Raw genomic sequence first — 19,957 nt, 5'->3', positions numbered from 1 at the left:
TGATTTCAAGTGCCCCCGTTTATTTTATTTATCGTGTACATATCGTTCATCAGCAGCCAGTTGGCGCGCCACCACTGCATAATCTGCCAGTATCCTGCGCCTCTTAAGCCGTATTCCTGGATCAGTCCAAGCTTTGCCCGGATACTGCGCGCATCTTCAAACCACACTTCATGTGTGATGCCTTCGTCTTCATAATAAAAGTAAGGAGACTGGGCGGTCTCATCAAATTGAATGACAGCATGATAACGTACTGCCAGGCGGACGGCTTCTACATTGCCTATGGTAGTTGCAGCCGTCTCACCGCGCACGAACGGCAGCGGCCAGTCATACCCGTAGTTTGGGATTCCAAGATCGATTTTCCCGGGAGGAATTTCCGTAACTGCATAATCGAGGACGCGGCGCACCATGGAGATGGGTGCCACTGCCATCGGAGGTCCGTAGGTATATCCCCATTCATATGTCATCAGAAGTACATGGTCGGCAATTGCTCCCAGTGCCGGATAATCTTTTCCCTGATATAAAAGACCCTGCTGATCCGCGGAAGTCTTCGGGGCGAGTGCTACAGAGACCGGATAGCCGAGGGGAGAAAGCGTGTTGACTGTGCGGGTGACAAATGCCGTAAAAGCATCACGGTCTTCTGCCTTTATATATTCAAAGTCGATATCAAGACCGCCGTAGCCGAGTGTCTCCATCGTCTCAATCAGCTGATTCAGCAGATGCTCCTGGACGGTGAAGTTATTGACAACGGCAGAGATCAGTTCATTATTAAACTGACCGTCGGGTCCAAGAGGAGTCAGCACTAGAATCGGCCGGGTGCCGGCAGTCTCTGCGGCATCCAGCATCCAGTCTTCCGACAGAAGAGGCGGGACTAAATTGCCGTCAGAAGTAAAGCCGTAAGAAAAAACAGAGAGATCAGTCAGGTATGGAAGAGTTTCCTGAAGGACCCAGGGACTGATAAAGGGGTAAGCATACCCATTCACTGAAACGGAGCGCAGCCGCTGAGGCGGCGATCCGTCCTGCAGCAGCAGTGACTGTCCGATGGCGAGCTGGTATGGATATACCAGCTGGTTATCAAAAATTATGGTTGAGGCTGAGACCTGAAAAGCTGAGGCTATGGTATCTACGGTGTCACCGGATGAAACAACATATATCTGCATTGACAGGCACCTACGCTTTCATCTGATCAAGAGATTTAAAGGTGTAGCCCATTTCTTCCCACTTTGTGAGAAGTTCATCCAGAATTTCCGCATTGGTGCTGGAAGTGCTGTGGAGCAGGACGACAGCGCCGGGATGAATGCGTCCCAGAAGCTTATCGAAAGCCTCTTCTTTAGTGGGCTGATCATCCTGATACCAGTCAACATAGGCAAGGCTCCAGAAGAAGGTCTGGTATCCAAGTTCCTGAGCCATTTTCAGGTTACTCTCGCTGTATTTGCCCTGCGGGGGTCTGTAATACTTTGTCATTGGCTTTCCGACAGTCTCCTGATAAAGAGTCTCAAGCTCGGTCAGCTCTTTGGCAAATGCTTCTTTCGTTGATATCTGAGACATATCCGGGTGGTGGTACGTGTGGTTGCCAACCGTATGGCCCTCCTCAACCATCCTTTTCACGAGGTCGGGGCTGCTCGTGAGATAGTTGCCGACGATGAAGAAGGTGGCAGGTGCGCTGTGTTTTTTCAGGGCATCCAGGATAGCCGGTGTATTTCCATTTTCAAAGCCGGCATCAAAAGTTATGTACAGTACTTTTTCCGTTGTATCCTCCGCGTAGAATGCATCGAACTGCTTCAGCTCTTCCATGCTGGCATTGGCGACGGGAGGCTGGCCTTCCTCCTGGAAACTGAGTCCCCAGTTTCCGTCTGCAGATGCGGTGACAGCTTCCGAACGGAAGACCGTCTGTTTCGTATGATCCACGATCCGGGCTGCCAGTCTGCCGGCAAAAAAAGTGGCGGCGAGCAGAAACGTAAGGCCGAGTATTTTCTTATAATTAACATTAGACATAAGATACCTGAAGAATTCCTTTTACTGTAAATCTATGTCCGCGGAAAATATTTATGCTTCAGGATTGCGGGAGCATATTGTGCGCAGCAATTTTGAAGCATAAACATCTGTATATCAATTTTGTTTTTTTATAATGATACCGGTAAAGAAACCCAGAATGGCCGGCAGCATCCAGCCCAGTCCAAGGTCAAACAGCGGAAGCCATTGCCGGGCGGCAGAAATCAGAAAGTCTGTGTGAAGCAGAATCTGCAGCTGTTTGGGAAGCGCAGCGAGGAAATCAAGCAGCGCTGCTGCGAATGTAAATGCAGTTACGCAGGCGTAGACACAGCGGGCGTTTTCAAATAATCTTCCGAACAGGCACAGAAGGATCAGTGTGATGGCAAGGGGATAAAGAAGCATCAGGACGGGCAGAGAATACTTGATAATAAGCTCCAGCCCCAGATTTGCAATCAAAAAGGAGAGGCAGGAAAATACAGTTGCCCAACCGCGGTAGCTGAGTTTTCCGGGGAACAGCAGAACAAAAGTCTCGCTGCAGCTTGTGATGAGCCCGATAGAAGTTTTCAGGCAGGCGAAAGTTACCGTGAGTGCCAGAATTACCGCTCCGGCAGTTCCGTAGTAATGACGGGCGATGAACGTCAGCACTTCGCCCCCGTTTTTGCATAACGATGAGAGCCCGCGACTCTGCGTGCCTGCGACTGTGACAATGATATAGATCACAGCCATGATCAAAGAGCTTAAAACGCCTGCTTTCACGGTGCAGCGGGCAACGTTGCCCGGTTGTTTTACGCCGAGCCCCTTTATGACATTGACGACTATAATGCCGAATGCCAGACCGGCAAGTGCATCCATTGTATTGTAGCCTTCCAGGAAACCGTTGAAGAATGCGCCGGATGAGTAGGCTGCTTCCGGAGTGATGCTGCTGACATTTCCGAGCGGCCGGCATAATGCTGTGATCATCAGGACACCGAGAAAAATCAAAAATAATGGATTCAGTACTTTTCCTACCCAGGTCAGGATTTCCCCCGGACGAAGTGAAAAATACAGCACAATTCCAAAAAATATAAATGAAAAAATGGCTAATGGGACGGCACTTCCGGAGTCATGTGATAACAGTGGCTCAATACCGACAGCAAAAGGTACGGTGGCACACCTCGGAATCGCGAAAAAAGGACCGATCGTAAGGTAAAGTGCACAGGTAAAAAAGACACCATATCGCCTGCCGATACGCTGGCTCATTTCTGTCAGCCCGCTGCACCGGCTGTTTCCAAGGGCGATCACACCCAGCAGGGGGAGTCCGACTCCGGTGATCAGGAACCCCGCAATGGCAGGCCACACATTCCTTCCGGCCATCTGGCCCATGAGTGCCGGGAAGATCAGATTTCCCGCTCCGAAAAAAAGACCGAACAACATACTCGCGATTGTCAGATATTGTCTGAAGTTTAATTTTTCTTTCATCATATGTCTCCCAGATATTTTATTCTATTATAGCACTGTGACAGATTACTTACTATGAAGTGTTTGAAATTTCACTAAAATATATGTATTGTGCTTGACAGACAAAATGCTCTTTGCTATGATGAGTTCATTATCGTAACAATTATTATAAATTCAGGGAGGTGTCTTGATGTTTGCAATCCGTTTTAGATAAGTAGGCGATAAAAAATCGGTTCTTTCATGAAAAGAGCTGTTTTGTCATGCTTATTTTTACGGATCAACAGGAACATCAGACATTTCAGGTGGTTTTATGCCACCTGTGTTCCGTTACCGTATTGCAGGCAAAATCTCTTTTGATGGTGTGCCTGCATTTTTTATTGCCACGAACGTCAAATACGAGGAGACTGATCAATAAGAAAAATGTAGGAGAAATAAAATGGAACAATTAAAGTGGAAACAGAAATTCATTACCGTGGCATTTGGTCAGACAGTATCATTAGTCGGAAGTTCCGCGGTTCAGTTTGCATTGATCTGGTGGATTGCCAGCGAGACACAGTCACCGCTGATGCTGGGAATGTCCGGGATGGTGGCATATCTGCCTGTTATTTTGCTCAGTCCGCTCGCCGGTGTGCTTGCTGACCGTGTGAACCGAAAGCTGATCTGCATTACAGCGGATATGTTTATCGGACTGGCAGCGGCGGTGTTTGCCGTTATCATGTGGAAGTATGAGCTTCCGGTATGGTCGGCGCTTATCGTTTTGCTGGTGAGAGGGATTGGAAGTACTTTCCATCAGCCGTCCATACAGGCGATCATACCGCAGATCGTTCCGCCACAGGAACTGGTGCGTGCGAATGGGTGGTCGCAGTTTATGCAGTCAGGCGCCTTTATGCTGGGACCTGTTATCGGCGCGGCACTCTATGCAGCATTTCCCCTTCCGGTAGTACTGCTGAGTGATCTTGCCGGGGCTGCTGCTGCGAGTGGTCTGCTGGCGGTTGTGAGAATACCTGAGATGCCGAAAGAGCATGAGAGGACGCATAAGAAATTTCTGCGGGAGTTCAAAGAAGGTATTGATGTATTCTTTGAGGACAGAAAATTACTTGTGCTGATTATCGCGGAGACAGTCTGCATGGTTTTTTTCCTGCCGCTGGCGTCTTTTTATCCACTGATGACAAGCAGTTATTTCAGAGGGAGCGCATGGCATGCAAGTGCTGTGGAACTTTCATTCGCAGTGGGCATGATGGCAGCAGCCGTATTGTTCGGCAGTGTGTTCAAGGTTAAGAATAAAATACGAATGTCATACATCGGGCTGCTTGGGATAGGAATTTCATCCGCCGCCTGTGGAGTACTCCCTCCGGCAATGCAGTTTTTCTGGGTATTTGTGGTATCCTGCGGATTTATGGGTGCGTTTGGCAATATCCATACGATACCCTTTATGGCTTATATGCAGGAAAACATAGATCCTTTGAAGATGGGCCGCGCGTTTTCTGTCGTCGGGATCGTCAGCTCGCTGGCAATGCCAGTCGGACTGCTGATCGGTGGACCAGTGGCCGAAAAAATAGGGGTGAATATGTGGTTTTTAGTTACCGGGCTTATATGCATCATTGTCACTGCTGTCAGTATAGGGATCGAGAGGAGACAATAATTATTGAAGAGTGCGCATTTGTCTTACGGCTCGCAGGGACAGCGGGATCGCAAGTGCAAATGTCAGGACATCTGCGGCGGGCTGAGCAAATGAGGTGCCGGTCAGTCCTGAGGCTGCTGACAGGAGGGGAAGAAGAGGCAGAAAGAATACCCCCTGACGTCCCATGGCGAGCACACTTGCGGGCAGAGTTCTTCCGATGTTCTGCAGCATCATATTTGTCATAATGATCAGCCCTGTGAGTGGAAATGACAGGCATTGGCAGCGCAGCGCACGGCTGCCGATGGCGATCAGCTGCGGATCACCGCTGCGGAACAGGGCAATCAGCCCAGGGGCCAGAATGAATCCTGCAACAGAGAGCAGTACCAGAATGACCGTTGAAACCTTAACGCAGAACCAGAAGGCTTTTATGACCCGCTCGTATAGTCCGGCCCCATAACTGAAGCCGCAGACGGGCTGAAAACCCTGGCCGAAACCGATCATTGCGGAACCTGCGAAAGTAGTGATTCTGGAAACGATGGAAAATGCTGCGATGGCAGAGTCGCCGTATCCTTTCACCGCCCAGTTTAAAGCGATCACTGCAACGCTGGCGATTCCCTGGCGGCAGAGTGACGGGAGTCCGCACCGTACGATCTCACCAAACTGCCAGATGTGTGGAGAAAGGTTTTTCAGGCTTATGGAAATATTTCCCTTTTGCCCACATCCGCACAGCAGAAGAAGCCAGCTGGTAAACTGGCTGATGATCGTGGCAAGTGCGGCACCGCCGACTCCCATGCCGAGTTTAAAGATAAAAATCGGATCCAATGCAATATTGAGTACTGCACCGAATGTAATGCCTACCATGGCAATCTGGGCGCTGCCCTGAAGCCGCAGCTGATTGTTCATTACGAGTGAAGACATCATAAATGGTGTGCCCAGCAATAGCCAGCGCAAATAACTGTTGGTATAAGGCAGGGCAGTTTCAGTTGCTCCCAGTATTCTGGAGAGTGGTGTGGTAAACAGCAGTCCGAGCACCATGATCAGCGTACCGACTGCGATCGGAAGAAAGAAACCGGTGGCAGCCATGTTTTTCGCTTTATCATATTCTTTTTTTCCAAGTGAACGTGAGATAAAGTTCCCGGAACCGTGTCCGAAAAAAAATCCGACAGCCTGAATCAGTGCCATAAAAGAGAAGGCAACGCCCACGGCTGCCGAGGATTCGGTATTGTCAAGATGACCGACATAGATCGTATCCACCATATTATAAAAGGATGAGATCAGCATGCTGATGATTGTCGGTACTGCCATTCTGGGAATGATTTTCTGAATCGGCATCTGTGTCATACGTATAAATTTTTCATTTCGCTTCTGTTCGTCAATTTCCTGAAGTTCCAACTGTAATTCCCCCTTTTTTTGATGATACCAAATCCTGATACAGTAACAGTTCGGACAAGAGGTTTTCCCGTCGTCTCAACTATTACTGATATAATATTATATGATGCTGTGAAAATCGTCAAATAAACACTTGACTTTGACGTTGCGGAAACCTCTATACTTAGTGTACGGCAGGAAGCTCGGGAGGTAATCATATGGAGTACAGTATTAAAGAATTATCAAAAATAGCAGGTGTAAGTGCACGTACCCTGCGATATTATGATGAAATTGGCCTGCTAAAGCCTTCACGGACAAGCGAAGCCGGTTACCGGTATTACGGTCCGAAAGAACTGGAGCTGCTGCAGCAGATTCTGTTTTACAGGCAGCGCGGATTCTGCCTCGAAAAGATTGCGGATGTCCTGTATAACCATGATTTTGATATTATGGGGGCCCTGAATGAGCATCTGGAGGATCTGAAACACCAGAGGATGAAAATCGAAGGTGTGATATCTGCCGTGGAACGCACGATAGCATCGATGAAAGGAGAAATAACAATGAGTGATTGCGAAAGATTTGAAGCATTTAAACAGGATATGATAGAAAAAAATGAAAAAAGATACGGACAGGAAGTAAGGGAGAGATACGGGGATAAGCGGATGGATGAATCAAACCGCAAAATGCTGCAGATGACGCCTGAGGATTATGAACAGTTCCGGAAACTGGAGCAGGAGATCCTGGACGGATTGGAAGAAGCAGTCCGTGCGGGGACAATGCATGACAGTGAAGAAGGACGCCGGATTGTACTGCTGCACAGGGAGTGGCTTGAGATGACGACTCCACGATATACGAGTCAGATGCATAGAGGACTGGCCAATATGTACGTGGCTGACGAGAGGTTTCACATTTATTATGATAAAGAAATTCCAGGATGCGCCGAATTCCTCAAAAACGCCATCATGTACTGGTCATAAAAACAAGCTGCCAAAAATCATTTTAATGCAACGAAACACGTGCCTGGTCTATCTAATAAGTGTAAGGCGGTTAAAAACGCACTACAGGATAAACTGCCCCGGCCGGGCGATACGGAGGTTAATATGACATTGCGGGTAAAACGTGCCCAGCGCGGAGATGCGGATGCATTCGTTGAGTTGATGGAAGAACATAAAAAAGCGATGGAACGGGTCGCATTTGGCTTCTTCAAAAGTGAAGAAGATGTGGCTGATGTAATGCAGCAGACGGTGTTGGATGCATTTGAACATTTAAAAGAATTAAAAAATGCAAAATATTTCAAAACGTGGTTGATACGGATTCTTATCAATAACTGTAACAGGATGTACAACAGCTATCAGAGGAGCCTTGTGATGGAAGAAATACCATTAAGCGGAGTCTGGGAAGATGATTTTGCGGGGCAGGAGTTCCGTGATATGATCAGCAGCCTTCCGGAGGACAGCAGAATTATTTTTCAGCTGTATTACGGTGAGGAATTTACGACAAAAGAAATTGCGCTGATTATGGAGATGAAGGAGAATACAGTAAAAAGCAGGCTTCATCGGGGAAAAGAGATCATCAGGCAGGAGTTGCAGGCAGAGGGAACCATCAGGGCTTTTACACGTTAGGATTGGAGGCAGCAGTTATATGAAATATTCAGAAGAAACTATGAAAAGAGTATTGGGGCAGGAACCGGCACAATCAGCGGTGATCGATCGCAGCATGGAGGAAGCTTACCAGAAAATAAGGTCAGCAAAAACGGGATATAAAAAGCGTTCATTCAGAAAGATGCTGACAGGAATTACTGGAACAGCAGCAGTGGCGGCGGTAGCATGTGCGGTCTTTGTCAGCAACCCGGTTCTGGCGGAAAAGATACCGCTGATCGGGCGGATTTTCCAGACAGTGGAGGAGGACGTGACGTATAAAGGTGATTACAGCAGTCATGCCCAGAGTCTGGTCACCGAAGGGAACGAAGAGGACAGTCAATATGTTCAGACCTCTAATGGAATCACCGTTACGGTCTCGGAAGCGTACTATGACAGCATGGCGCTGTATCTCGCAGTCAGTATCGAAAATGAAGAGGGCTTCCCGGATGATTTTATACGCACGCAGAATATGGAAGGGTATCAGCTGGATTATGACAGACTGGAGCTGACGACCTCCGTGGGATTCGATTTTTCTGAGGCAGGACTCGGGGTCGTCGAGTGTACCACTGAAAACGGAATGATAACACCGTATTACATTGAGGGACAGTTTGAGGATAATCAGACGTTTGCGGGTATTATCCGTATGGACCTTGAGTATCTTGCCGACGGTGCGGGCGGCTATATTGAAGTACCGGATCAGTTTGGCTATACGCTGCGGATCTCAGATATATTTTCAGATCTGTCAACCGCTTCCACAACGCAGACAGTCAACGACCCGGATAATCCCGGCGAGACACTCACTATTCCGGTTACGGATCAGAAGCACTATGAGGGAGAATGGGAATTTAACTTCGATGTTGTGCTGGACAATTCCTCGACTACGACAGTCACAGTTGATGAAACGAATGAAGCAGGCGTGGGAATCTCTGCGGTCACCAGGACCGCATATGAGATAAAGGCAGATGCAATCATTCCGGAAGGTGCAAGCCCTGCGGACTATATCGTAGCAATCTGTGATGCAGACGGGGAACTGCTGGAATCGCAGGGAGATATTGTGGAAGTTTATTCCACACACGGCCGGGACACCAGCAAAGTGAGCGTATATGTTGTCGATTATATCACGTATATGGATGAATGTAAGGGAGATAACGCATATCTGCTTCCGGAGAAAGCACTGTATCAGACGGAGATAGAATTTTCGTAACAGTTCAGGACGGCGTGGGAATTGGTGCAGAAAGCTGCGTCAAGCTTGCCTGTAAGTCGCTTTCAGCACCAATTCCCGCATCGGATGAACATCCGATGCTTCTTGACCGACTTTTTCGGTCAAGAAGATGCGCCGTCCTGAACAGCCACGAATTTTCATAAAGATATAACTGATGGGAGAACCCGGGTTCAATGTGAACTCGGGTTCTTTACTTTTCCCCCCGGTATTGTTATGATGGAAGAGGTTAAATCTTAGAGAAAGAAAGCAGGCTATTATAATATGAATGAAGATAAACGCTGGATCGAATGGGTGAGAGAGCTGCAGTTTCTGGCGCAGTGTGGTCTGGCATACTCTAAAAATGAGTTTGATATTGAGCGCTTTAAGAGAATTCGGGAAATAGCCGCGGAGATGGCAGGCGCCGGGAGTGGGATGCCTCTCCGGCAGGTGAAAAACCTGTTCTGTGGTGAGACCGGGTATCAGACACCGAAACTCGATACACGTGCGGCAGTTTTTGAGAACGGAAAGATATTGCTTGTCAGGGAGAAAAAAGGGACATGGTCCCTTCCGGGCGGCTGGGTCGATGTTGACCAGTCTGTCGGCAGCAATACGGTCAAAGAAGTAAAAGAAGAGGCGGGACTTGATGTCCGGGCGGTAAGACTGATTGCCGTACAGGACAGGAGAAAACATAATATACCCGAATACATACATGGTGTCTGCAAAGTATTTGTACTGTGTGAGGCCCTGGGCGGTGAGTTTCAGGAAAATATGGAAACCACGGAGAGCCGGTTTTTTCCACTGAGTGAGATACCGGAGCTGGCGGCGGAAAAAAACAGCATGGAACAGATTAGGATGTGTTTTGAAGCCGCTGCAGATCCGCAGTGGCAGGTACAGTTTGACTGAAAAAGAGGAAAAGATCATGGAGAGAAATATTGATTTAAAAGAAATTTCTGACGGAAGACTGTATGGCCTGAATGATATGGTTAAAGCTGACTGCAGGGACTGTGAAGGCTGTTCGGCCTGCTGCCGCGGGATGGGAAACTCAATTGTGCTGGATCCCCTTGATATTTTTCGGATGTCCGCAGGATTGAACCTGTCATTTGAAGGGATGATCGATCAGGTAATTGAATTAAATATTGTGGATGGCGTGATTCTGCCGAACCTGAAAATGGACGGTGACAGCGAAACCTGCGTTTTTCTGGATAACGGGGGAAGATGCAGGGTCCATGCATTCCGGCCGGGGATCTGCAGGATCTTTCCGCTGGGAAGAATTTATGAAGACAATACTTTTCAGTATTTCCTGCAGATCAGGGAATGCAGGAAGGAAAACAGGGGAAAGGTAAAAGTGAAAAAATGGATCGATACCCCTGATGTGAAAAGAAACGAACAGTTTATCACAGACTGGCATTATTTCCTGAAAGAACAGCAGGAAAACGTAAAACAAACAGATGATCAGGAACTGATAAGGGCGACCAGCCTGTATGTGCTGCAGGAATTTTATCTCAGAGCTTATCATACAACAGAAGATTTTTATGAGCAGTTCAATGAGCGTCTGCAGAACGCCAGACAGAAAGGAGTACCAGGATGAAGGGATATATCTTTGATTTTAATGGCACACTGATCTTTGACTCGGTATTCAATGAGGCGGCATGGAGAACGCTGATCAGGGAAAAAGGAGGGAAAGAAATATCGGACGAAGAATTTCTGAAAAATGTACATGGAAAAAATAATGACATTATTCTGGAGTATTTCTTCGGAAAAAAATTCTCAAAAGAACAAGCAGAACGTCTGGGTGAAGAAAAGGAAGTCATCTACAGAAAAATGTGTCTGAAGCAGGGTGAGAATTTCAGACTGGCCGATGGGGCCAGGGAAATGTTTGACAAGATGAAGAACAGGCATATCCCATATGCGGTGGCTACCAGCTCTCAGCGTCCGAATGTTGATTTTTATTTTGATACGTTACATCTGGACCGATGGTTCAGTGATCAAAACTTTATCTATCATGACGGTACATTCGCAGGAAAACCGGCACCCGATATCTATATCAGAGCCGCAGCACGCATTCAGTGTGATCCATCAAAGTGTGTTGTGTTTGAAGATGCACCGGCAGGAATTTTGTCGGCCAGGAATGCGGGAATTTCAGAAATTATAGGAATCGGTGAGGGAAAAGAGGGCAGAGAACTGCTGCGCAGGGAATGGGATGTTCCCGTTATAGCAGATTATCGGACCGTAGATTTTAATGAGGAAGGCGAACTTTTATTCGCAGACTGAAAGGAGAAAACAATGCTTTTATTATGTTATTCAAAATGCGGTACCTGTAAAAAGGCAAAAAAATGGCTGGATGACCATGGAATTTCGTATGAGGACAGGGAAATCAAAACAGAGAATCCAACGGTGGAAGAGCTGAAATGCTGGCATGAGAAAAGTGGTCTGCCACTGAAACGTTTTTTCAATACAAGCGGATTGCGATACAAAGACATGAAACTGAAAGAAAAACTTCCCACGATGAGTGAGGACGAGCAGTATCAGCTGCTGGCATCGGATGGAATGCTGGTAAAGCGGCCGCTGGTTATCACCGGTCAGACAGTGCTGGTGGGCTTTAAGGAGTCGCAGTGGGAAGAAACGTTGCTGTAGAAAAAGGGTGATGTGATTCTGATACGCCGGAAAATCCTGGGGGACAGTAACGGAGGTGCAAAACAGAGGATGAAAAAGCGGGCGGGACGAAATCGGTTTATCCGGTCTCTGATTTTGAGTACAGCGGTTCTTCTGCTGGTGTATCTCATGCACAATCTCGCTGCTGTGGGGTATGTGACATGTGTGTCAGCATGGACGGCTTACATGGAAGAGGCTTTTGATGAGGGGCGGGCTAACACAGACCAGGCGGAGGTGAAACCGGAGCCTGCAGCAGGAAAGGCAGATACAGAATCTACTGAAAGTGCAGATCAGGATATTGCGGAACCGGTGGGAGTGATTGATAAAAAAGACTGGAAACTGATTCTGCTGAACGCAGATCATCCGATGCCGGATGATTACGAGCTTCTGCTGACAGATCTGGGAGATGGACAGCAGTTTGACATGCGGGCGGTGGGGGCGCTGCAGGGTATGCTTGAGGCGGCCAGGTCACAGGGACTGTCGCCAGTGGTGTGTTCAGCTTACCGGTCAGAGGAGAGGCAGGAAGAACTTTTTGAGGAGCAGGTGCTGTATCATATGGAGAAAGAAGGCATGAGCCAGGAGGAAGCAGAGACCGAGGCACGCAGGCATGTTTCATACGCAAGACACAGTGAACACGGACTGGGGCTTGCGGCTGACATTGTCTCCGAAGACTATCAGGAGCTGGAGAAGGAACAGGAGGAGACACCGGAATATCGGTGGCTGCTCAACAACTGTGCAGACTATGGTTTTATCCTTCGGTATCCGGAAGATAAAACAGAGATAACCGGTGTGATCTATGAACCGTGGCATTTCAGATATGTGGGCAAGTATGCTGCATATCAGATCATGAGCCGGGGAATTACACTTGAAGAGTATTTGGAGGAGCAGTAATTATGAAGGGCAGGAAATTGAAAAAAGGAGTGCTGGCCGGTGTGATATGCGGTCTGGCAATTGTGCTCATCGCGGGAGCAGTTCTGTTATTTCTGAGGGGGAAAAGGGCTGATAAACAGCCGGATATGCTGCTTGCACAGTACATGGAATATGTCAGGCAGGGAGATTACAGCTCCATGTATGAGATGCTGGATACGGAGAGTCAGAAACGTGTCGGGAAAGAAGAATTTCTTGAACGGCATCAGAATATATATGAGGGGATCGAGGCTGAAAATTTTCAGACTGAAGTAAGCGGTACGGAAAAGACAGGGAAGACAGAGATCACGGTCTCTTACCACACGGAGATGGACAGCGTTGCCGGTGAAATCAGTTTTGATAATCAGGCGGTCTTTGTTAAGGACAAAGAAAAAGGATATGCACTTTCCTGGAGTGACAGCATTATTTTTCCTCAGATGACACACTCCGATAAAATCAGGGTATCTACGGATGCTGCTGCCAGAGGAAGGGTACTGGACAGAAATGGGAAAATGCTGGCGGGACCCGGCACGGCGTCTTCCGTCGGACTCGTTCCCGGTAAGATGAGTGAAAATCCGGACGCGGATATAGAAAAGCTGGCAGGGCTTTTGGACGTTACGGCGGAGAGTATTGAAACAAAATTGGGAGCAGCCTGGGTGAAGGATGACTCTATGGTGCCGATCAGGAATATAGAGAAACTCGGTGATACGGAGTTGATGACGGATGAACCGAGTGAGTCAGCGCAGCAAAAGTCGGCACTTCTGGAAGAATTGCTGGGGATACCGGGAGTGATGGTGACAGACGTATCCGTGCGTACCTACCCATATGGAGAAGCTGCGTCCCATCTGACAGGTTATGTGCAGAATGTGACGGCGGAGGATCTTGAGGAGCATGAGGGGGAAGGATACAGCAGCAGCAGTGTCATCGGACGCAGCGGTATGGAAGGGCTGTATGAGAAAGAACTGAAGGGAACAGATGGAAAGAAAATCTCCATGGTGGATGAGGCTGGTGAAGAAGTATATGTTCTTGCTTCTGTGCCGAAGCAGGATGGCGAGGACATTACTCTGACCATCGATGCCAAACTGCAGCAGCTTTTATATACACAGTTTGCAGAGGACGAGAGCTGTTCTGTAGCGATGAATCCTTATACCGGCGAGGTTCTGGCGCTCGTCAGTACCCCGTCCTTTGACAGCAATGATTTTATCCTTGGCATGTCATCCGAACAGTGGGATCTGCTCAACAATGACGAGAAAAAGCCAATGTATAACCGGTTCAGGCAAACATGGTGCCCGGGTTCGTCACTGAAGCCGGTGATCGCATCCACAGGGCTTACGACGGGGGCATTCACTGCCGAAGAAGATTTTGGACGATCAGGACTCAGCTGGCAGAAAGATGCCGGCTGGGGTGACTATCATGTTACGACACTGCATGACTATGAGCCGGCAACACTTGAAAATGCACTGATCTATTCGGATAATATTTATTTCGCAAAGGCGGCACTGAAGATCAAAGCGGGCAGCCTGATGAGTGAATTTGACAGGCTGGGCTTTGGCAAGGAGATACCTTTTGAAATTAAAATGAGTCAGTCACAGTATGCAAATGAAGGTGAGATTGATACGGAAATACAACTGGCAGACAGCGGTTACGGACAGGGAGAGATGCTTGTGAATCCGTTGCATATGGCTGCGCTTTATACGGCATTCGTCAATGAGGGAAGTGTCATAAAACCTTGTCTGCGGTATCAGGAAGATATACAGCCGGAGACCTGGATACCGCAGGCGTTTACCAGGGATGCGGCGAATACTGTGAAATCAGCCCTTGAACTGGTGGTGAACTCTCCGGAAGGAACCGGGTATGCGGCACATCGCGAAGATATTCGTCTTGCGGGGAAAACAGGCACCGCTGAGATTAAGGCTTCCAAAGAGGATCAAAGTGGAACGGAACTTGGGTGGTTCGCGGTATTTACTGCACAGGCAGACACACAACAGCCGCTGCTTCTTGTCAGCATGGCTGAGGATGTAAAGGAACGGCGCGGAAGCACGTATGTGGTGGAAAAAGACAAAGCCGTGCTCGATGCGTATTTGCCTTTTATGTCCTGAGATATGGTATAAAATAAAAAATTGTCAGATGGGCGGACGCAATTAATGCGGCCGCCCATTGACACATAACCGCGAAGAGGATAAAATATAGAAGAATTGAAGGAGCTCATCAACTATGGCATTGATGAGCTTATTATCTTATATGGAAAGGCAGGTGAGTGCAATGGATGCTGGTGCCAGTTATCGATCGTGTATTATTTCAGTGAAAAGGAGAAGAAAAAATGAACAGAGAGATTTTTATGGAACTCTTACGGCAGAGAGAATTCAAAGCTGTAAGAAGCGTTTTGAATGTCATGAACGCAGTGGATATTGCCTCACTGCTGTCGGAGCTTGAAGATAAGGAACTTACGATTACATTTCGTCTGATCCCAAAAGAAAAGGCTGCAGATGTTTTCAGCAATATGAACCACTCCATGCAGACGTATCTCGTCGAGATGCTGACAGAGAAAGAGCTGAGGGAAATTCTGGATGACCTCTATATGGATGATACCGTGGATATTCTGGAAGATCTTCCGGCGAATCTGGTAACCCGTATCCTTGATACGGTGACGGTTCAGAAAAGGAGCCTGATCAATCAGCTGTTAAATTACCCGGATGACAGTGCGGGAAGTATCATGACGACGGAGTATGTGGACTTAAGGAAACATACAACGGTTGCGCAGGCGATGGCGCACATCAAACAGGTGGGGATTCACAGGGAAACGATCTATACGTGTTATGTTCTTGAGAAAAGAAAACTTATCGGAATTGTAACTGCAAAAGATCTGATGACCTCGGAAGATGATATGCTGATTGAAAATCTGATGGAGACAGAAATCATATCCGTGAGTACCCACGATGACCAGGAAGAGGTTGCCAGGCTTTTTACAAAATATGACCTGCTGGCGATTCCGGTTGTTGACAAAGATGAATTCATGGTCGGGATTGTCACGGTAGACGATGCAATAGATGTCATGGAAGATGAAGCAACGGAAGATATTACCAAGATGGCTGCCATGAGTCCAAGTGAAAGGACGTATTTTGAGACGCCGGTTCTCGCGCATGCCAAAAACAGAATCGTATGGCTGCTGGTCCTCATGCTCTCGTCGACGGTGACAGGCGCGATCATTACGCGGTATGAGAATGCATTTGCCGCAATTCCCCTTCTTGTTTCGTTTATTCCCATGCTGATGGACACCGGGGGAAACTGTGGTTCGCAGAGTTCTACGCTGATCATACGTGGTATCGCACTCCATGAAATTGAGTTTAAGGATATTTTCAGAGTAATGTTTAAAGAACTGAGAATCTCACTGCTGGTGAGCGTGGTGCTCGCGGCAGCCAATGCAGTGAGGATCATGCTGGTGTATCATGATCTGCAGATGGCTCTTGTGATTGGCATGTCCCTGATTGCGACTGTGATCGTTGCAAAGCTGATCGGATGTGTACTGCCGCTGCTGGCCGGAAAGATACATCTTGACCCGGCGATCATGGCGGCGCCTCTGATCACGACAATTGTAGATACCTGCTCTGTGATTGCATATTTTTCAATTGCAACGAGAGTGTTTGCGTTATAAAAAGAAATGCTGGACAGATTTGAATTGACAATAACAGTTTAAATATGCGAAGGAGGATATGGATGAGACAGTGTATGGATTCGGATAATCTGCACCGGAGGCTGAAGAAAATAGTAGGGCAGATACAGGCGATTGACCGGATGATCGATGAGGATATTCCGTGTGAAGACATTCTGATGCAGATCAATGCGGCAAAATCGGCACTGCACAAGGCCGGTCAGGTAGTATTGGAAGGGCATCTGCAGCACTGTGTACGTGACGGCATTGAACATGGGGATGTGGAAAAGACGATTGCCAGCTTTGCGAAGGCTGTGGAACGTTTTTCAAATATGAAATGAACAGCAGGAAAAGTACCGTAAAACAGCAGGATTTCAGGATAATTTGAAGTCCTGCTGTTTTTGTTTGTTAAGAAAAAAATATGAACGGTATATGAACAAATTCAATAATAAAGACATAACACTTAAAATATAAAATTGTATAAAACGATGAATACCTGTTTGGGAAAAATGTAATTTTTTGTCACAAGAAACATCCCCGGGAATAAATGTGAATAAATTATGTACAAAGATTGAGAAAAATATGAAATTAAAATTGACAAAATGAACAAGGGACGATATAATGAAAAAGACTCGTGAACGGACCTTGAATCAGGACCCGGGTCCTCCTAAGTTCTTGGACAAGTAGGAAGAAAAGAACAGGAGGAATTACTGATAACGGAGGTCAGAGTGACTGCATTGGGTGTAGGAACTGGCAGTCAAAGGCAAAGAGTTAGAGTAAAGGAAGCTATAGGAGGAGAATTTCAATGAAGAGAAGAGTAATAGCAGGAATCCTGGTAGGTCTGCTGGCAATCGGCACACTTGCCGGATGCGGCGGAAAAGATGATTCATCATCCAACACAGCAAAAGAAGACACAGCGTCTGATGAAGGCGGATCTGACGATGCAGACGCGGCTGATGATTCAGCAGATGCCGGTGACAGTGAAGTTGGAAATATCACAATGATTATGGCACTGCGTGATGAGTTCCTTTCCACACTGGAGGCAGGTGCAATCGCTGCAGCAGATGAAATGGGAATTAACCTGACTACCCAGGATGCACAGTCCGATACAAGTAAACTGCTCCAGTTCGTTGAGACAGCAAGGAACGACGGACAGAAAGCAATCATTGTCAACCCGGTTGACCCGGAGACATGCCCGCAGATCGTAGAAGCTGCCGGTGATATGAAAGTCGTATTCGTTAACAGGCCGCCTGTTGATACAGAAGCTGTTCTGAACGAGAACGTGGTATATGTAGGTTCTGACGAGATGATGTCAGGTAAATATCAGGGTGATTTCCTTTCTGAGAAATTCAAGGCAGAAGGTAAAGATTCTATCAAATACATCCTGTTAAATGGTACAATCGGTAACGTTTCCACAACACAGCGTACAGCTTCCTGTCTGCAGGCATTTGAAGACAACGGAATCAAAGCTGAAGAGGCAACAGCTCCGCTGGCAGCAGATTTCGACCGTGCAACAGCACAGGATATGATCACTCCGCTGCTGACAACAATCGAATATGACTGTATCATTGCTAATAACGATGCAATGGCACTCGGTGCCATCGAAGCTCTGAAAGATCAGGGGATCGACCCGACTACAGTTCCTGTTGTAGGTATTGACGCTACAGTAGACGGACGTCAGGCTGTAAAAGACGGTACACTGGCTATGACAGTATTCCAGGATGCGAACGGACAGGGATACGGCGCGCTTAAAGCAGCAGCGAACCTGGTTTCCGGAACTGCACTGAATGAAGGTACAGATTATGAACTGGATGAAACTGGAAATATCATGTGGGTACCATTCGAGCCGGTTACTCCTGATAACGTAGCTGATTACGACTGATTCGGTTGATCAGGTAATTGTTGAATTTGATTATAGGTGCCGGCCTTAGGCCGGCACCTATAAACATAAAAATTAGGACTGAGGTGAATGGGTTTGAGTGAAGAATATGTTCTGGAGATGCATGATATCGTAAAAGAATTCCCTGGAGTTCGCGCATTGAAGGGCGTTCAGTTAAAAGTACGCCCGGGAACCGTTCATACGCTGATGGGCGAGAATGGTGCCGGAAAATCCACATTGATGAAATGCCTGATCGGCATCCAGCCGGTAACATCAGGAAAGATTCTCTATAAAGGAAAAGAAGTCAGCTTTAAGTCCACACAGGAGGCACTGGACGCCGGGATCTCGATGATCCACCAGGAACTCTCCCCGGTGTATGAGCGCTCCGTGTGTGACAACGTATGGCTTGGCAGGGAACCGAAAAAAGGGATCCTGACCGACCACAGGAAGATGTATGACGACTGCGTGGAACTGTTTTCGCGCATGGGCCTTGACATAGACCCGCATGATAAGATGAAAGACCTGACCGTCGCAAAAATGCAGATGGTTGAAATTGTAAAGGCGGTATCCTATGATTCATCGATCGTAATCATGGATGAGCCGACCTCGGCGCTGACGGAGTCAGAGGTTGAGGACCTGTTTCAGATAATTGCAGACTTGAAAGAAAAAGGCGTGGCCATAGTTTATATTTCGCATAAGATGGACGAGATCTTCCGGATCAGTGATGACATCACGGTGTACCGTGACGGGGAGTACATCGCGACGGACCGGGCGGAGAACCTGACGCAGGACAAGCTGATCCAGCTGATGGTAGGGCGCGAGATCACGGATATGTTCCCGAAGACGGAGTGCCCGATCGGGGATGTGGTGCTGAAGGTGGAGGACCTGTGCGCAGGCCGGCTGGTACAGCACGTATCGTTTGAGCTGAGGAAGGGAGAGATCCTGGGATTCGCAGGGCTTGTGGGAGCAGGCCGGACGGAGACGATGGAGACGATCTTCGGGATGCGGCACAAGACGTCGGGAAAGATTGTAAAGGACGGGAAAGAGCTGGAGATCAAAAGCCCGAAGGATGCGATTGAGAACCATATCAGCCTGCTGACGGAGGACCGGCGCGGGAACGGGATCGTGGGGCTGTTGAGCGTGCGTGAGAACATGGTCATGGCAAACCTGAACCTGAAGGCGTACGGGATGCCGCTGAATGCGAAGAAGATGCGCGAGGACGCGCAGACGTACATAGATAAGATCCGGGTGAAAACCCCGACGATGGAAACCCCTATCCAGAACCTGTCCGGAGGGAACCAGCAGAAAGTGCTGGTCGGCAGATGGCTGCTGACGAACCCGGATGTGCTGATCGTGGATGAGCCGACACGAGGGATCGATGTCGGGGCGAAGTCCGAGATCCATGCCCTGCTGTCGGAACTGGCAGGCCAGGGGAAAGCGATCATCGTGGTATCATCGGAGATGCCGGAAGTCATGGGAGTGGCGGACCGCATGGTGGTGATGCACGAAGGGCACGTGAGCGGAATCCTGGACCGTTCGGAATTCTCACAGGAATTGATCATGAAATATGCGACTTCCCATGAAGGGGAAGCGAAAGCGAATTAGAAGGGGGCAACCA

Annotated in this window: 18 protein-coding genes; 14 read left to right on the top strand and 4 right to left on the bottom strand. The window is 48.0% G+C overall.

Annotated elements, in window-relative coordinates:
• Nucleotides 1-5 precede the first annotated feature (5 nt).
• The 3 genes from MCG98_RS17395 to brnQ form a co-directional block, all read right to left on the bottom strand.
• Complete coding sequence (locus MCG98_RS17395) at nucleotides 6-1,157, bottom strand: glycosyl hydrolase family 18 protein (RefSeq protein WP_240303120.1); 1,152 nt, start codon at nucleotides 1,155-1,157, stop codon at nucleotides 6-8.
• Between the two features lie 10 nt (nucleotides 1,158-1,167).
• Complete coding sequence (locus tag MCG98_RS17390; RefSeq protein ID WP_240303119.1) at nucleotides 1,168-1,992, bottom strand: polysaccharide deacetylase family protein; 825 nt, start codon at nucleotides 1,990-1,992, stop codon at nucleotides 1,168-1,170.
• A 114-nt stretch (nucleotides 1,993-2,106) separates the two neighbouring features.
• Nucleotides 2,107-3,447 (bottom strand): branched-chain amino acid transport system II carrier protein, encoded by a 1,341-nt coding sequence (brnQ, locus tag MCG98_RS17385; RefSeq protein WP_240303118.1) that lies wholly within the window; start codon nucleotides 3,445-3,447, stop codon nucleotides 2,107-2,109.
• 415 nt (nucleotides 3,448-3,862) lie between these two features.
• Here brnQ and MCG98_RS17380 point away from each other — a divergent pair, with 415 nt between their 5' ends.
• On the top strand, nucleotides 3,863-5,068 hold the full coding sequence (locus tag MCG98_RS17380; protein ID WP_240303117.1) for an MFS transporter: 1,206 nt from the start codon (nucleotides 3,863-3,865) through the stop codon (nucleotides 5,066-5,068).
• On the opposite strand, the gene MCG98_RS17375 is transcribed toward MCG98_RS17380, so the two are convergent.
• On the bottom strand, nucleotides 5,069-6,439 hold the full coding sequence (locus MCG98_RS17375) for an MATE family efflux transporter (protein WP_240303116.1): 1,371 nt from the start codon (nucleotides 6,437-6,439) through the stop codon (nucleotides 5,069-5,071).
• Nucleotides 6,440-6,633: 194 nt separating this feature from the next.
• Between MCG98_RS17375 and MCG98_RS17370 the strand changes: the two genes are divergently transcribed.
• From MCG98_RS17370 to MCG98_RS17310, 13 genes are all read left to right on the top strand, one after another.
• Nucleotides 6,634-7,389: a MerR family transcriptional regulator gene (locus MCG98_RS17370; protein ID WP_240303115.1), complete on the top strand. Its 756-nt coding sequence runs from the start codon at nucleotides 6,634-6,636 to the stop codon at nucleotides 7,387-7,389.
• A gap of 123 nt (nucleotides 7,390-7,512) precedes the next feature.
• On the top strand, nucleotides 7,513-8,034 hold the full coding sequence (locus MCG98_RS17365; protein ID WP_240303113.1) for a sigma-70 family RNA polymerase sigma factor: 522 nt from the start codon (nucleotides 7,513-7,515) through the stop codon (nucleotides 8,032-8,034).
• Between the two features lie 19 nt (nucleotides 8,035-8,053).
• Nucleotides 8,054-9,256: a DUF4179 domain-containing protein gene (locus tag MCG98_RS17360; protein WP_240303112.1), complete on the top strand. Its 1,203-nt coding sequence runs from the start codon at nucleotides 8,054-8,056 to the stop codon at nucleotides 9,254-9,256.
• Nucleotides 9,257-9,535: 279 nt separating this feature from the next.
• A complete protein-coding gene (locus tag MCG98_RS17355; protein ID WP_240303111.1) occupies nucleotides 9,536-10,156 on the top strand; it encodes an NUDIX hydrolase in 621 nt (206 codons plus the stop codon).
• A gap of 16 nt (nucleotides 10,157-10,172) precedes the next feature.
• Complete coding sequence (locus MCG98_RS17350) at nucleotides 10,173-10,841, top strand: YkgJ family cysteine cluster protein (RefSeq protein WP_240303109.1); 669 nt, start codon at nucleotides 10,173-10,175, stop codon at nucleotides 10,839-10,841.
• A complete protein-coding gene (locus tag MCG98_RS17345) occupies nucleotides 10,838-11,524 on the top strand; it encodes an HAD family phosphatase (protein ID WP_240303108.1) in 687 nt (228 codons plus the stop codon). Before MCG98_RS17350 ends, MCG98_RS17345 begins: the two co-directional genes overlap by 4 nt.
• 12 nt (nucleotides 11,525-11,536) lie before the next feature.
• Nucleotides 11,537-11,887 (top strand): arsenate reductase family protein, encoded by a 351-nt coding sequence (locus MCG98_RS17340; protein WP_240303107.1) that lies wholly within the window; start codon nucleotides 11,537-11,539, stop codon nucleotides 11,885-11,887.
• A gap of 12 nt (nucleotides 11,888-11,899) precedes the next feature.
• Nucleotides 11,900-12,796, top strand: coding sequence for a M15 family metallopeptidase (locus MCG98_RS17335; protein WP_240303106.1), 897 nt, complete (start codon nucleotides 11,900-11,902; stop codon nucleotides 12,794-12,796).
• Between the two features lie 2 nt (nucleotides 12,797-12,798).
• Nucleotides 12,799-14,910, top strand: a complete 2,112-nt coding sequence (locus tag MCG98_RS17330; protein ID WP_240303105.1) for a penicillin-binding transpeptidase domain-containing protein — start codon at nucleotides 12,799-12,801, stop codon at nucleotides 14,908-14,910.
• A gap of 221 nt (nucleotides 14,911-15,131) precedes the next feature.
• Nucleotides 15,132-16,463: a magnesium transporter gene (mgtE, locus tag MCG98_RS17325; RefSeq protein ID WP_240303104.1), complete on the top strand. Its 1,332-nt coding sequence runs from the start codon at nucleotides 15,132-15,134 to the stop codon at nucleotides 16,461-16,463.
• A gap of 62 nt (nucleotides 16,464-16,525) precedes the next feature.
• Nucleotides 16,526-16,801, top strand: coding sequence for a metal-sensing transcriptional repressor (locus MCG98_RS17320; protein ID WP_240303103.1), 276 nt, complete (start codon nucleotides 16,526-16,528; stop codon nucleotides 16,799-16,801).
• 464 nt (nucleotides 16,802-17,265) lie between these two features.
• Entirely contained in the window at nucleotides 17,266-18,342 is a 1,077-nt protein-coding gene (locus tag MCG98_RS17315) for a substrate-binding domain-containing protein (RefSeq protein WP_240303102.1), read from the top strand.
• 87 nt (nucleotides 18,343-18,429) lie between these two features.
• Nucleotides 18,430-19,944, top strand: coding sequence for a sugar ABC transporter ATP-binding protein (locus tag MCG98_RS17310; RefSeq protein ID WP_240286132.1), 1,515 nt, complete (start codon nucleotides 18,430-18,432; stop codon nucleotides 19,942-19,944).
• Nucleotides 19,945-19,957 lie beyond the last annotated feature (13 nt).

The sequence above is a fragment of the Ruminococcus sp. OA3 genome, assembly GCF_022440845.1.
Taxonomy (GTDB): domain Bacteria; phylum Bacillota; class Clostridia; order Lachnospirales; family Lachnospiraceae; genus Ruminococcus_G.
This window is presented reverse-complemented; position numbering and strand designations above follow the sequence as displayed.